Below are 15,117 nucleotides of genomic sequence, written 5' to 3' on the forward strand. Positions count from 1 at the left end.
GTCTAGTTCCCTTGAAATTGCGGGCTCCTTTTTTCTAAAAACGCTTGTACGCCTTCTTTTACGTCTTCTTTCAAGAACAAATCTTGGAATAATTCAGCCTCAAGCTTGAGTGCCTGCTGAAAAGGGAGCTCCATTCCTTCATCCACCGCTTTTTTAATATGCTGAAGAGCAGAAGGCGAGTTTTGGCAAATTTTTTGCGCAAGAGTCAGCGCTGCTCCCAGTCCCTCGCCAGTGGGTACGACACGATTGACCAAGCCAATCCGCATGGCTTCATCTGCGGTAATATGCTCACCTGTAAACAACAATTCTTTTGCTTTCGCCTCTCCAATCAGGCGCGGTAAACGCTGTGTACCGCCTGCCCCGGGGAGCAGCCCAAGCTTCACTTCTGGCACCCCAATAAATGCGTGCTGTTCCGCAATGCGTAGATCACATGTCAAGGCAAGCTCGCAGCCACCTCCAAGTGCGTATCCATTTATAACAGCAATCGTCAGTTTCGGAGAATAATCAATGCTGTTAAAAAAGTTGTGATTCTCCATAAATTGAGGAAGCAAATTTGGATTTCCGATTCGTTTTGGCAGCTCTTTGATGTCGGCTCCCGCTACAAATGCTTTTTGCCCAGCTCCTGTCAAAATGATTGCCAGCACGTCGGCGTTTGCATGGAGCTCAGCGAATATGACTCGCAATTCTTCTTTGACCCCAGCACTTAATGCGTTCATCGGTGGATTGTCGATGGTGACAATCGCGATTCTTCCCCGTTTTTCAACATTGACCAGACTCATCGCTGTCTCTCCTTCCATGTCGATTTTGTTTTGTAAAAAGAGAAAAGCAAATGTCATGCCAACACAAAAAAAGTAGTTCCTTATACAAAATCAACACGAAAAATGTCGGATTGTTTGATTTTCAAACAGGTAATTCAACGCAATTATCTTGTTTTCAGACACCTACACAGACTCCACTTGAAGCGGAATATCTTTGGACGATTGATCCGGCCTGACAAACACCAAAAAGAGAATCCCCGTTACAACGAAGAGGCCCACGATGACGTAAAGCGAGTAATGAAAACCGAGCACAAAGTTATTGCCCGCTGCTTGCACTAAGATTCCTGTTATGACCGGAGCAACGATGGAGGCTATATTGGTAATAAACGAATAGATACTCGTCATGAAACCAGCTCGTTCTGGCATGAGCTTAATCAGTATTTGCGGTCCAACTGCGGCAATGCTGTAACTCGATGTTTTTGCTAAACACAAAGCAACAAATATCCAGATAAAAGAATCAAATACCGGCATAAAGGCAAGAGATAGTCCACCAATAAGCGTGACGATCCCTGAAACCAGAACCCGCGATTTGAAATCGCTCTTGGACTTCTTATAAAGATGATCGGAAAAGGATGATAGCACCAATACCATGACTGTAGCTGCAACACCGCTTCCGGCGACGGCATACGCCATGTTCATCGGCTCTAAGTGCAGCACTTTTGTCAAGTACAGTGGAAGCCAAATAAGCAACCAAGTGGATAGCCAAAAAGCAGAGAACGCCAATGCAAGGGTGAGAAAACATGCTGGATTGCGCAAAACGGGAGAAATATCTGCCCATCTCAATTTTTTCACCTTGGATAGAGCCATTTGATTACTCGGGTGATTCTTGTTTTTTCGATCAACAAACAACCAGACGAAAGCCAAAACCAGACTCACTACACCTAAGAGTGCAAAGGTCAACCGCCAGCCATACTTTTCTATCATCGCGACAAGGATGGGCGCTGAAATAATTCCGCCGACACTGGCACCAGAGACGATGACTGCAAAGGCTATCCCTCGTTTTTCGGGAGGAAACCATTTGGCAGCATGGCTCATCACAACCGGCCCAAATGGTCCCTCAAACGCCCCCAGCAATAACCGATACAAGATCAGCATCGGCAAGGTCATGATGGCATAGGAGCCAAACTGCAGAACGGTCCAGGCAAGCAATAGAATTACGATTATTTTCGAAGTCCCGATCCGATCTGACCATGTCCCTCCAAGTAAAGCTGCGATGGCAAATAACCAGTAAAAACTGCTTCCGACCATCCCCCATTGGGCACTATTTAAGCCAAGCTCCTTCATCAAAGGGTCTGCTGCATACCCAATGATCGCCTTATCCGCATAGTTAATGACGTAGGCAAAAAACAAGAGTGCTAGAACTATCCATCGCATCCCAAAACTCCCCTCCTTCATCGTAGGAATGATAATTAAACACAAAATTCAGAAAAAGCAAGTGTTATGCCAATCACACATGAGTCTTTTCTTATTCTTCCTTACCGTTTGGATGGATGTTGTTATGTATGGCGACTAAACACCCTTTACAGACAGATGTAAAAAATACAGACACGTAGCCATAAAAAAATGACTTCCGTTTCATCCAGAAGTCATCCATCATTTACTCTTGTACACTTAATTGGTATTTTTTCAGACGATCATATAACACAGATCTGCTTACTCCCAGTAATTTAGCTGCCTTGGATTTGTTGCCGCCCGATTGCTCCAACGCTTGCTGTACAGCAGCTCTTTCTGCCTTTTCCATAAGGGTGCTCTCTGAATCAAATGAGAATGCGGTCATTTCATTTTTTCCATGACCCAACATGTATTCGGGCAAATCCGCTAGCTCAACTTTTCCGTGTTCACTGAACAGCATTGCGCGCTCCATTACGTTTCGAAGTTCACGTACGTTGCCAGGCCAATCATAGTCGACCATGGCTTTTTCCGCCAGCGGGTCAATTCCGATAATGCTTGTCCCGTTCAGGCGATTTAATTCTTCCATGAAGAAAGGAATAAACAACAAAATATCTTTTTTCCTTTTCGCCAGTGGCGGAATTTCAAAAGAGATGACGTTTAATCGATAAAACAAATCGTTTCGGAATTCCCCATTTCGGACCATTTCCTCCAGGGAACGATGCGTTGCTGCTATAATGCGCACATCGACCTGGATACGTTCTGTTCCACCTACACGGTAAAATTCCTTTTCTTGGAGGACACGAAGCATTTTCGCCTGAAGCTGCAGCGACATATCTCCCACTTCATCTAGAAACAGGGTTCCCCCATTTGCCAAATCAAACTTCCCTTTTTTCCCTTTTTGCCTTGCCCCCGAGAAGGCTCCTTCTTCATATCCAAAAAATTCTGATTCTAATAAATGCTCCGGGATCGCGGCACAATTGACTGTTACAAATGGGCCATTGCTACGCCAGCTCATGCTGTGAATCGCATGGGCGAACAACTCTTTTCCGGTTCCACTCTCGCCTCTGATCAGAACAGTCGAGTTTCCTTTGGCCGTCTTCATGGCGCTGCGTATAATTTTCTCCATCTGAGGGTCCTGTGTGAGAATCTGCTCAAACGAGAATCGGGAGGTCTCGTGCTGCGCGTGTGGGGCTTGCTTCTCTTCTTTTTCACTCTTTTCCAGTTTACGTACGACTTCTTTCATTTCGTGCAGGCCACGGAACGAGATTTTCCCGATAACCCCAATGATTTCGTTTTCTTGCATAATGGGGACGCGATGCACAGTATATCGAATGCCTTTTACCTGCATCATCTCGCTATATTCTGGTAGACCTGATTTCATGACGCGGTCGAGTCCCAATTGAGGGAGAACATCTTGGATTGGCTTATATAAAATTTGCGATTCTTCAAACTCAAAAAGCTCAAGTAAAGATGGACTCACGAAGTTAACTTCTTTCCATTCATTGATCATGATCAGACCTTCATAAGCATTATCGATGACCGTCTGCAAAATACTCTTCCATTTGACTACGCTCTGTAGCTCCTGAGCCATTTTTTCCACTTGCGATACATCTTGAAACAGAAGGATACACCCTTTTTTCCCAAAGCGAGAAATACGGGTAACGGCGTGACTATTCCCCAGTTGCAGCCGATAATGATCGGATGGCTCCATGGACTCTAATTGAATACCTGAAATAAGCGAAGTTACCTCACGCTGAAGCAATTCTGCTTGGGTCAGCCCTGTCATATTGCAAATTTTCTGATTGGCGAAAGTGATTCGTTCGGAATCATCCGTGATGATCGCGCCGAGCTCTGATCGAACCAGAATTTCTTCCAGTTGATCCTTCAAAGAACTCGTTGCTCGAAACAATGTGAAAATGATGTCCGTTTTGGTAAGCATTCCGGTTACTTGGTGGTCATCATTCAAAATGACGATGTTCCCCACTTCTGATTTTTGAATGATTTCTTGGATGTCTCCTACTGAACTGTCAATGTGAGTCCAAATGACGTCTTTTTTAATAAGGGAATGAATGGCGCTCGTCAATGGTTGTCCATCCAGAATGGCTTGATTGAGGCTGCTTCTGGTCAATACTCCATGCAATTTTTGATGCTCATCAGTAACAGGAATCGTATCCCATTTGGTCCGCTGTACGAATTGAATAGCATCAGACAAGGTATGTTCGGGTGAAAGACACTCATGTACGGGAGTAATGATATCCCTAAGCTGGGGCATTTCCTTCAACTCCATACATATATTTAGGGGCTGTTTTCATTTCTATCACATTTTTTATAGTGGAAACAAATCCCTTTTCATATTGTAACATGGTTTCCCTGTTGGCTAAGGAGTTTTTTCAAACGACAGTCATTTCAGTAATTTCAGTATTGACTAAAATAACTGAAAATAATTAAAATAAGCTAGTAGGTGCAGGAATCGCTTTTGTTTCATCCTTTCTTATCCATCTCAAAAGGAGTGAGGAGCTTGACTGATTTCATACAAAAACTGCTGCAAGAAATGCCTAATTTCTCACATTTTCTAACCATTGATGAATTGGACGCCTCTTCCCGTGAATTAGCAGCCGCCTATCCACATCTTGTTACCCTCAGTACCATCGGTCACTCAACAGAAGGACACCCCATCCTCATGCTGCGAATTGGAAATGGCCAGCACCGCGCGTTGTTCGTCGGTTGTCCGCATCCAAATGAGCCGATTGGAGCTCTATCGCTAGAGTATCTCAGCAAAAAGCTATGTGAGGATACTGCCCTATTAGAGCAAATGGATTATACCTTTTATATCATCAAAGAAATCGATGTAGAAGGCTGCCGATTGAATGAAGGATGGTACGGCGGCCCCTTTTCTCCAGACCGTTACATCCGCAGCTACTATCGTCCTAGTATGCTCGAACAAGTTGAATGGACATTCCCATATGCGTATAAAACGTTCAGCTTCAGCGAGCCCATTCCTGAAACCGTAGCATTTATGCGGGCGATTGATGAAGCCAAGCCGCATTTCCTCAACAGCTTGCACAGCTCCGATCAAACTGGAACGTTTTATTATGTATCGACTCCTCTTCCCGACGCTTTGTGCCAACAGATCATAAAACTGACGCATGATCATCAATTACCGCTGATGATCGGCGAACCGGAAGCGCCATTCATGCCCCCTATCCAAGACGGTTTTTATCAGCTGCCTGAGCTGTCTACTATGTATGATTACTACGAAAGTATCCTGCCTGCTGGAGAAGACCCTGCGAAAGCAATCCTCATGGGAGGCTCCTCCCGCGATTATGCCGGGGCACGTTATCATACCTTTTGCCTTGTTTCGGAATTATCGTTATTTACGGATCCAAGAATGGGAGATAAAACTGAAACCACTTATAGCTACAAGGTTGCTATGCTGGACATAGCCAAACTGGAAGGGGAACAGATTGCTTTTTTATCCAAACAGTACCAAAGCGCACAGGCATTCATAACGGTACCAACCAGATTTCAGCGATCTGTAGAGGATTTCCTGATCGGTATGGAGAAAACTCGCTCCCATCATTTAAAATTAGCGGAAAGTGATGCAGCTTTAGCGCGCTTCGCAACAGTTGCTGAAAAGTTTGACTTGAAACTACGCAGTTTATGGAGCTCTCTATGCTGCTGCAGCATGATGATCCGTATGCTGGACGCCCAGCCCGACAACATCACCCTTTCAGAGATTCGAGCAGATTCAGAAAAATGGCTGGATCAAGGCTTACAAGAGCTACTCTCCTTTTTTAACTGGTCGATGCGTCCGCTGCGCGAATTGTGCGGTGTCCAGCTAGGTTCTGCCTTGATGATAATGGAGCACCTTCGACAAACCCATGATAGCACTGCGACGCCACTAAAATCATGAATGACATGAGCGCCTGTCAGCAGAACAGGCGCATTTTCTTTTGGTATTTTCTGAAGAAAGCGCTGACTATTGGTAGTATAATAGACAAAAGCATGGAAATCGGGCAAAACGAGGAAAAAGGAGTCATGAAGTTGGACAAATTAACGGTGGAAACGATGCAATTGATTGAAGAAATGGCTCTCCATCACGAAAATCAAGGATTATCCAGAATTGCTGGCCGGATTATAGGACTGTTGATGGTCTCTCAGGAACCCCTTTCATCCGAACAGATAGCCACTACATTGCAAGTCAGTCTAGGAAGTGTGTCAACCAATATGCGCATTCTTTTAAAAATTGGATTCGCGGAAAAAAAGAGTGTGACAGGCGACCGTGTGAGCTATTACATCATGGCACCAGACGCAATCGAAGAAGAGCTTATACAGGGGTTAGAGCGAATCCTATCATTAAAGAATGTCATAGAAAAAGGAATGCAAATTGATAGTTTGAAGCAAAGTGAGCTAGTTATGCAGCGATTCCATGAGACGCTGGAAGCAATTGAGCTATACAGGGAATCTCTCAACCAAATGCTCGCTGAGTGGAAGTCTCGTCGCATGTAACATCAAACAGCTCGTATCAATGGAAAAGTAGAAAGGCAGCTTTGGCACTGAAAAAGCCACTGCTGCCTTTTTTCATAAGAGATGGCATCGATCATTTGACTGGTGATAGCTCGTTTTCCGTCACCCATTTATAGTTCTTAACTTCTCCTCCCCCTGTCGTGGGAGTGTAATCGATCATATAGACAGTCGTTGTATTTGCCGTATCAAGCTTGGCTGATGCATCGAGCATCCCTTTCACATGATCCGCCTTCAAGACGACTTCCGTTCCCGGATTATACGGTTGCTTGATATGGTTCTTGATTTCTTCTTGAATGATCCATTTATAACCCTTCACAGGGGGCTCACCCGTTGTAGGCGTATAGGTCACTGAATAGGCGGTTGTGTCGTAAGCCCCCACAATTTTCGCTTTCGCCCCTTGCATCCCCGGTTGGTGACTTGCTTTCAAGATGACTTCACTCCCTACTGTAAACGTAGGTTTCGGTACAATCTCTACTTGCTCCAGTACATCCGGTGCAGCAGGACCGCCACATGCACTTAACCCCATTGCGGTAATCAGCATAAGTGATATCAGTTTCCATTTTTTCATTCCAAACACCTCGAATTCTTTGTTGTATGTCCGTAGTCGATTTCCTCTTGATGTAAGGTATTATGGGTACACAAGACCTTCCTTATCCACTTTCATCCTGCTTGTTGCTTTACTTAAATGCATCCTTGGACGGGATTGACAAATCCTTGTTTTCAATCAACTGTAAAAGCAGAGCGTAGAATTGCTTCCGCTGCTCAATTGGCAAATCCTCGAGTATATTTTCGGCAATATCCGTTTGCAGTGCCAAAACTTGATCAATGCTGGATTGGGCTAATTCCGTGAGCTGGATCAAGGTGGCACGGCGATCAGTCGGATCAGGGATCCGCACCAACAGCTTGTCACGCTCCAAGGCATCAATAAAATCTGTGACGGTGCGCGGCTTTACACCCAATTTTGCGGCGAGCTCGTTCATGCGAATTTTTCCAGCTTCTGAAACGATAGAAAGCAAACGTAGCCTTGGCCCAGAGATATGGTATGGAATATCAAGCGCAGCCAATTTGGTCTCGAATTCTCGCTGAATAGAATTGGTGGCACGAATCAGGATGTGAATGATATCAATCGCTGGTGGACTCATTTGATTGGGAAACATGGTAGACCTCCTTGACAATTGTGCAAAAAACGAATACCCTCTACTACAGAGGTTACTCACTATTTTATAGTTAATTAGTGAGGAAGCTCACTATGAGGAAGTGCACTAATTTCATCGGTATTCTCATTATTGTAGCGAATCTTACGCTATTTGCAAATTCGAGCGGTCTGAATGCCTTTTGAGAACTACCCTGGAAATGGAGGAATACACATGAATCACTCCGATTTTGCCATGGAGAATAGCAACAAGCTCCTTCGAGTCCTTGTCGTCACCTTGATTTTTTCGGTCATGAATGGAACGATGTTTAATGTAGCTTTACCGGAAATTGCACAGGAATTCAATCTGATGCCTTCGCAGGTTAGTTGGATTATGACAGGATACATGACCGTCTATGCCATCGGCTCGGTTGTTTTTGGCAAGCTCGCTGACCAATATAGGCTCAAGGACCTTCTGACATACGGTCTCCTTATTTTCTCAGTCGGTTCCATTGCAGGGATGCTCGCCAGCGAATATTGGATGATCATTCTTGGACGTATCTTGCAAGCCTCTGGAGCATCGGTTCTGCCAGCGACCGCCATGATTATTCCGATTCGCTATTTCGCTCCTGAACAACGAGGACGAGCACTTGGTACGTCTGCTGTCGGACTCGCCTTGGGAAATGCGTTTGGTCCGGTGGTGGCGGGCCTAATGGCTAGCTTTGGAAGCTGGCGCATGCTGTTTCTTATTTCTTTGCTACCGCTCTTTACTCTCCCATTCTTTCGCAAATATTTGGACGATGAAAAGGGAGCTCCTGGATCGATAGACTTTCTCGGAGGAGGACTACTGGCTTCAACGGTTGCTTTGTTTCTCCTGTCGATTACTGAGAGTAGCGGACTGTTATTCGTAGGGGGAATTGTGCTGTTGGCCATGTTCATCGTCCGAATTCGGACTGCCGAACATCCCTTTATTCAACCTGCATTATTCCGCAACCGAAGCTTTTCAGTAGGCTTGTTCATCGCTTTTCTATCGACAGCCCTGAGCTTTAGTGTCATGTTCATGACCCCGCAATTTTTGAGCGCACTCAATCAGTTGTCTGCCGGAAACATCGGCTTTGTACTTTTCCCTGCCGCAATTGCCTCTGCACTCTTAGGACGCAAAGGTGGTTTGCTTGCAGATGAACGCGGGAACTTCTTTGTTGTCTCGCTAGCTGCTTTCTTAATGCTCGTATGCTTCAGCCTGCTCTCGACCTTCGTCGGCATCTCGCCAATCACCATTGCTGTCATTCTCATTTTGAGCAATGTAGGTCAAACCTTCATGCAAATTGCCTTGTCCAATACACTTTCGAGAACGCTCGTGAAGGAACAGACAGGTGTCGGCATGGGACTATTTTCGATGCTGAACTTCATCTCAGGTGCCGTTGCTATGAGCCTGATTGGAAAAGCACTAGACAATCAAACGGCAACGATGAAGATCAATCCGCTGGCAAATCCGGCAGCATCTGTGTACAGCAATATCTTCCTCCTGCTAGCCATTCTCATCATGGGAGTTTGGATGCTGTATCGCCTGCAATTCCATGCCAGTAAAACTCTTGTCCATACAGACGAAGCATCCAAGTAAAATGTTTCATGTAAAAAGAAACCAGTTCTAAGGACCTCCTCGTGTCCTGAACTGGTTTTCATTCTATTCCGCTGCAAGTATGTACTGTCTGAATAATGCAAGCGGCCGCAATGAATGATCGTACAGCTCACTGCTAAAAACAACGGTTAGATCACGAGATGGGACGACAATGATGTTCTGCCCTCCAAAGCCAAGGGCAAAATAGTACCAGTTATCCTCTGTCCACTCCTTGCTTAAATCGATTCTGTCACTCCACCAATGCAAGCCGTAAGAGCCAATCCTCTCGTATGTCCGAAATTTTGGCTGAATCGATTCTTGAACCCATGCTGCTGAAACAATCTGCTTTTCTTGCCATTGACCGCCTTGCAGATAGAGTATTCCTAGCTTTGCCATATCACGCGAAGTAAGGCGTAATCCGTCTCCCCCGTTATAAATCCCCTGTCCGTCAGAATACCAATACGAATCTTCGATGTTCAGAGGCTGAAAAAGATGCTTTTTGGCAAAATCATAGGTGCTCATTCCTGTTGCCTTTTGCAGGATGGCAGACAATAAATGCGAACAACCAGAATTGTAATTCATCTTCTCTCCCGGTTGGTCAAGCAGCGGCCGATCCAGCACAAATCGCACCCAATCCGGACTATAGAGCATCCGGGGAAATGATTGCCACTCGCCGAACTCTGGCCAATCAAAGCCGGGTGTCATTGTGAGCAAATGAAACAAGGTAATGGAACGTTTAACGGGATCGATGGACTTTTGCTCTAAACAGGGAAAGTACGAAGTGATAGGTGTATCTAAACCAGCAATCAGTTCTTGATCCAATGCAATCCCGATGAGCGCCGAGATAAAGCTTTTGGTGCAAGAATTGATCTTTTGAAGTTTTTGCGCTTGCTTCTTGTTTTTATGATATTCGTATACGAGATAACCGTCTTGAATGATGAGACAGCTGACGACCGTTTCTTTTCTGATCTTTCTGTCAAATTCATTGAAAAGCTCTGTATCTAACCGCGTTTTTGCAGGGTCTGCAAGTGGAAACAAGGATGAATGCACGTGATTGTTCCTCCTTCGACCGATCGGTATTTAAGACTCTTTCCCCGGTAGTTCCCCCCGAAGGTAACGTTCGCCCCATTCACACATGAGATCCATGATTGGTTTGAGCGATTCACCCAATTCACTCAATTCATACTCGACCTTTGGCGGTACTTGGCTGTACACGGTCCTGATGACAATTCCGTCCTCTTCTAGCTCGCGAAGCTGCTGTGTCAGGATTTTTTGGCTAATTTCCGGCATTTGTTTTTTCAATTCGCTCGTTCTTTTTGGGCCGTAGTATAACTGACATAAAATCAAGGTTTTCCACTTGCCCCCTAAAACATCTAGCGTTGCTTCAGAAGGAATCTGGTATGTATGTTTGAGTTTTGGCCTCATCGATTGGCTAACCTCCCTCATTCCTTACGATTTTTCCAGGAACCTTTTTGTTCCTATGTTACTTTTTGGTATCGAAAGAACAAAAAAGTGCGTACTTTTCACATTCCATTATATGGTGCATGATTCGGATATACCAGCACCTTACTTGTAAAACAGGAGGGAAGGAACATGGCGAATCGCTTACTGATCGCGGGAGGCTTTGGCGTACAAATTACTACAGAAATAGAGGGGGTATGAAAATGAAAGTACTGACAGTTGTTACTCATCCACGAACCAATTCCTTGACCTTTGCCGTTGCTGAACGCTTCGTTCAGGGCCTAAAAGATGCAGGACATGAGGTTGAAGTTTTGGATTTGCATCGCAGTGGTTTTCACCCTGTTTTATGGGAGGAAGATGAACCAGATTGGAACAATGGTGATAAGAAATATTCCGCAGAGGTCGAGATCGAAATGGAGCGCATGAAAAAGCACGACGCGTTAGCCTTCATTTTTCCGATCTGGTGGTTCAGCATGCCAGCTATGTTAAAAGGATATATCGATCGCGTCTGGAACAACGGGTTTGCCTATGGTTCACGTAAACTGCATCATACGCATGCACTGTGGATCGGTCTCGCAGCTGCTCCAGAAGATCATTTTCAAAAAAGACGTTATGACCAAATGATGATGCATCACCTCAATGTCGGAATCTCTAGTTACGTCGGGATCGACGATTCGAGGGTTGAGTTCCTTTATGATACCTTGGCGCAAAATCCTGCGCATATCGAGCAGTTGTTGGACCGTGCTTATCACCTGGGATTCCATTATGGGAAGAAAGAAAGCCTTCAGGTATAAAAAATGTCATTCTATCGAATCCAAAGGTGGCGTTGCAACTTTATCGCCCACCCTTTCTGACTTACCGGATGTTTAAACAATAAAAAAGAAAGCCCCCCTTTTCTTATGCGAAAAAGAAGGCTTTCGACTATGTGTATACGCGTTACGCAAGTACCTCAACCGTAAAACCACCAGGAGCTTTCACATAAAACGTCCAACCATGCGATCTTACTGGCGATGCTACTTTGTAACCATCTTCTTTTAAGCGTTGATTGATTTCATTTACTTTCTCTTCGCTCTCCTGGATGAAGCCGATATGAAATGTCTTGGGATATTGGACTTCGGCACCCTTCATTAAGGTAAACACCAGGCCGTTATCGTCAAATAGGACCCCAAAATTATCGCCACGGGCATCTTCCGACGTATCTAGCTTTTTCAGGCCAAAATATTTCTCCAAGAAATCAGAAGCAGCTGGAACATCTGTCACGGTAAGATTGACGTGATTCAATTTCATAATGACCACACATCCTTTGCACGAGATTAATTCAAGCGTAGCACATTCATGCAAGTGCTAATCTTGTTAGGCTCAGAGGCTGATCATTGTCATAAGTATCCGTCATTAGTCTTTAAGGTTTCACGATAAACCTATTTGCTCACAGCTACTTTTGATTTGTTTACGATATGAATGGCATGACCTAACACCGCTTCGGCAGCCTCCAGCCATACCTCGCTTAAAGTGGGATGAGGATGTATGGTTAACGCCACATCTTCTACACGTGCTGCAAGCTCAAGTGCCAGCACACCCTCCCCGATCAGGTTCGATGCATCAGCACCTACAACGTGCATTCCCAACAATAAATGGCTTTCTTGATCCACAATCACCTCTGCAAAACCTTCTCCTTCATCCATGGCGAGTGCTCTGCCATTCGCTCGATAAGGGAACGTCGCTGTCTTGACTTTGTACCCTTGAAGCTCTGCCTCTTCGCGTGTCATCCCCACACCCGCTATTTGCGGCTCGGTAAAAATCACATAAGGTACATACGGGGAGTCTACGCTGCTAGGCAGCCCTGCGATCACCTCGGCTGCCACAATCCCTTGCTTCGTCGCACGATGGGCTAACGCAGGGCCAGGTGTTACATCTCCGATGGCATAAATGTGCGACTTGTTCGTACAACCTGTTGCGGTCACAGGAATATTGCCGCGCTCGTCCATTTCTACTCCCGCCTGCGCAAGTCCGAGTTCCCCTGTGTTAGGCACGCGCCCTATAGTGACGAGCGTTTTATGTGCGGTGATACTTTGGGAACCGTTCTTTTCCGAAGTGCATATGAGCGTGACTCTTCCGTTCGCTACCTCAGTCTTTTCTACTTTTGTCGCGATCTTTATCGTCATCCCGAGCTGTTTTGCCTGCTTGAGCACTTCCTGAGAGAGATGGGCAGCTGTTTGCGGCAAAATGCGCTCGGCTGCCTCAATGACGGTCACCTGCGATCCAAGCTTGGCGAACGCCATCCCGAGCTCCATTCCAATATAGCCACCACCGATAATGGCCAGTGTTTCCGGTACTTCATCCAATGCCAGCATATCGGTAGAATCCAGAATATATTCTCCATCTGTTTTCAAAAACGATGGAATGAATGGACGTGATCCTGTCGCGATAATCGCTTGTTTGAATTTGTACGTTTCAAAATCGCCACCCGTCTCTACGCCAATCCGATCACTCGAGAGAAATGTCGCTGTCCCCTTCACCACTGTAACCCCATTGGCCTGACAGAGATAATCGACCCCTTTGTTCAATTGAGCAACGACAGAAGACTTCCACGTCTGCCAGCTCGGCATATGGAAGGTCGCTTTCTCTGTCGGCAGTTGGATTCCAAGCTTATTCAGACTACTTAGCTTGTGGTATTCGCCTGCTGTATGAATCAATGCTTTCGACGGAATGCATCCGCGATTCAGGCAGACCCCACCCAGTACTTCTTTTTCAATCAGAACGACCGATTTCCCCAGCTGTCCGAGACGAATAGCGGCTGCATAACCTCCTGGACCACCACCGATGACAACCACATCTGTTTCGACTGCTACTTCGCCGACTACCATCTATACCATCTCCGCAAACAATAGATTCGGATCTTCCAGCAGCTCCTTGATCCGGTTGGTAAAACGTACCGCCGTCACGCCATCGATCAGGCGATGATCAAACGAAAGTGACAGGTTCATCATCCAGCGAATAACCCCTTCATCCTCACACACGACCCAGCGCTTCTCCATTTTGTGCAAACTGATAATCGCCACTTCGGGGTGATTAATGATAGGAGTTGCTTGCAGCCCCCCGATTGGTCCTACATTGCTGATCGTGAAGGTACCACCTGTTATGTGCTCCATCGTCAATTTGGCTTCTCGAGCCAAGCGTGCCAGTTGATCAATTTCTTCTGCGAGTTGAAAAATCGATTTGTGGTCTGCATCCTTGATGACTGGTACGATCAAGCCCTCAGGCGTATCGGTTGCAATACCTATATGGTAAAAACGCTTGAGCAAAATTTCATTTGTACGATCGTCAATCGATGCGTTCAGCGTCGGGAATTCCTTCAGTGCAATGACCAGCGCCTTGATAAAGAACGGCAGGAAGGTCAGCTTGATGTTTCGCTTATCCGCATGTGGCTTTAACTTTTCGCGCAAAGCACGTAGCTGATCCATCTCCAGCTCATCGACAGAAGTAACATGCGGGATGATTGTGACTGATTTCACCATATGCTCGGCAATCTTTTTCCGGATGCCTTTTAGCGGTAGTCGTTCGATATCTCCCAGCGACGAAGTGGCTACACGAGTAGCGCTTCCTGTTTTCGGTTGAACAACCGGTTCAGTCTCAACCCCCACTGTACTTGCCTCCAACAGACGCTCATTGCCAGGAGCCGTCGTCGGAAACTTAGCTGGTGCTGATTTTTGCAGTCGATTGGAGAATTGGCGCAAATCTTCTTCCGTCACACGCCCTGCTGCTCCTGTACCCGTGATCAACTCGATATCCAGCTTCATTTCCCGCGCAAGCTGCCGAATGTATGGTGTGGCCAACGAGCGGCGGTGATCAGCACGAGCTGGTGCAAAATTGACTGTCTTATCCGGGTTTACGACCTTTTCTGGAAGCTTTGTCTCTTCCTTCTTTGCATCCGTACCTGCATCTATCACGAGAAGGGTAGTTCCGACCTCTACCGTTTCCCCTTCCGCTATCAAAATTTCACGAATGATGCCAGTCACTGGCGCAGACAACTCGGCATTCACCTTGTCTGTCTGCACCTCCAAGAGTGGCTGATCCTGTTGAACGGATTCACCTCTGCGAACCAGTACTTTTACGATTTCTCCTTCATGCATACCTTCTCCCACATCAGGAAGCTTGAACTCAACCATATG

Annotated in this window: 14 protein-coding genes; 4 read left to right on the plus strand and 10 right to left on the minus strand. The window is 45.9% G+C overall.

The features are described from left to right. Positions 1-2: 2 nt before the first annotated feature. The 3 genes from HP399_RS16810 to HP399_RS16820 all read right to left on the minus strand — a co-directional run bounded on the left by HP399_RS16810 (position 3) and on the right by HP399_RS16820 (position 4,482). A complete protein-coding gene (locus HP399_RS16810; RefSeq protein WP_173617689.1) occupies positions 3-779 on the minus strand; it encodes an enoyl-CoA hydratase/isomerase family protein in 777 nt (258 codons plus the stop codon). Positions 780-941: 162 nt separating this feature from the next. Then, positions 942-2,192, minus strand: coding sequence for an MFS transporter (locus tag HP399_RS16815; protein ID WP_173617690.1), 1,251 nt, complete (start codon positions 2,190-2,192; stop codon positions 942-944). 223 nt (positions 2,193-2,415) lie between these two features. Further along, positions 2,416-4,482, minus strand: coding sequence for a sigma-54-dependent Fis family transcriptional regulator (locus HP399_RS16820; protein WP_173617691.1), 2,067 nt, complete (start codon positions 4,480-4,482; stop codon positions 2,416-2,418). Positions 4,483-4,728: 246 nt separating this feature from the next. Between HP399_RS16820 and HP399_RS16825 the strand changes: the two genes are divergently transcribed. Together HP399_RS16825 and HP399_RS16830 are read left to right on the plus strand one after the other, a co-directional pair. After that, positions 4,729-6,123 (plus strand): M14 family zinc carboxypeptidase, encoded by a 1,395-nt coding sequence (locus tag HP399_RS16825; RefSeq protein ID WP_173617692.1) that lies wholly within the window; start codon positions 4,729-4,731, stop codon positions 6,121-6,123. 125 nt (positions 6,124-6,248) lie between these two features. After that, a complete protein-coding gene (locus HP399_RS16830; protein WP_173617693.1) occupies positions 6,249-6,719 on the plus strand; it encodes a GbsR/MarR family transcriptional regulator in 471 nt (156 codons plus the stop codon). Between the two features lie 91 nt (positions 6,720-6,810). Here the strand turns inward: HP399_RS16830 and HP399_RS16835 are convergent, their stop codons facing one another. Then, complete coding sequence (locus HP399_RS16835; protein WP_173617694.1) at positions 6,811-7,305, minus strand: YdhK family protein; 495 nt, start codon at positions 7,303-7,305, stop codon at positions 6,811-6,813. A gap of 109 nt (positions 7,306-7,414) precedes the next feature. Continuing rightward, a complete protein-coding gene (locus tag HP399_RS16840; RefSeq protein ID WP_007721678.1) occupies positions 7,415-7,894 on the minus strand; it encodes a MarR family winged helix-turn-helix transcriptional regulator in 480 nt (159 codons plus the stop codon). A gap of 210 nt (positions 7,895-8,104) precedes the next feature. Here HP399_RS16840 and HP399_RS16845 point away from each other — a divergent pair, with 210 nt between their 5' ends. Next, entirely contained in the window at positions 8,105-9,490 is a 1,386-nt protein-coding gene (locus HP399_RS16845; protein ID WP_173617695.1) for an MFS transporter, read from the plus strand. A 63-nt stretch (positions 9,491-9,553) separates the two neighbouring features. Here the strand turns inward: HP399_RS16845 and HP399_RS16850 are convergent, their stop codons facing one another. Further along, complete coding sequence (locus tag HP399_RS16850; protein WP_228088275.1) at positions 9,554-10,537, minus strand: serine hydrolase domain-containing protein; 984 nt, start codon at positions 10,535-10,537, stop codon at positions 9,554-9,556. 30 nt (positions 10,538-10,567) lie between these two features. Then, positions 10,568-10,912 (minus strand): winged helix-turn-helix transcriptional regulator, encoded by a 345-nt coding sequence (locus HP399_RS16855; RefSeq protein ID WP_173617696.1) that lies wholly within the window; start codon positions 10,910-10,912, stop codon positions 10,568-10,570. 239 nt (positions 10,913-11,151) lie between these two features. Between HP399_RS16855 and HP399_RS16860 the strand changes: the two genes are divergently transcribed. After that, positions 11,152-11,742, plus strand: coding sequence for an NAD(P)H oxidoreductase (locus tag HP399_RS16860; protein WP_173617697.1), 591 nt, complete (start codon positions 11,152-11,154; stop codon positions 11,740-11,742). A gap of 142 nt (positions 11,743-11,884) precedes the next feature. Here the strand turns inward: HP399_RS16860 and HP399_RS16865 are convergent, their stop codons facing one another. The 3 genes from HP399_RS16865 to HP399_RS16875 all read right to left on the minus strand — a co-directional run bounded on the left by HP399_RS16865 (position 11,885) and on the right by HP399_RS16875 (position 15,114). Continuing rightward, a complete protein-coding gene (locus tag HP399_RS16865; RefSeq protein ID WP_173617698.1) occupies positions 11,885-12,235 on the minus strand; it encodes a VOC family protein in 351 nt (116 codons plus the stop codon). A gap of 131 nt (positions 12,236-12,366) precedes the next feature. Continuing rightward, a complete protein-coding gene (gene lpdA / locus HP399_RS16870; protein ID WP_173617699.1) occupies positions 12,367-13,812 on the minus strand; it encodes a dihydrolipoyl dehydrogenase in 1,446 nt (481 codons plus the stop codon). Beyond that, a complete protein-coding gene (locus HP399_RS16875) occupies positions 13,813-15,114 on the minus strand; it encodes a dihydrolipoamide acetyltransferase family protein (protein WP_173617700.1) in 1,302 nt (433 codons plus the stop codon). Positions 15,115-15,117: the final 3 nt, after the last annotated feature.

The organism is Brevibacillus sp. DP1.3A, assembly GCF_013284245.2.
Classification (GTDB): domain Bacteria; phylum Bacillota; class Bacilli; order Brevibacillales; family Brevibacillaceae; genus Brevibacillus.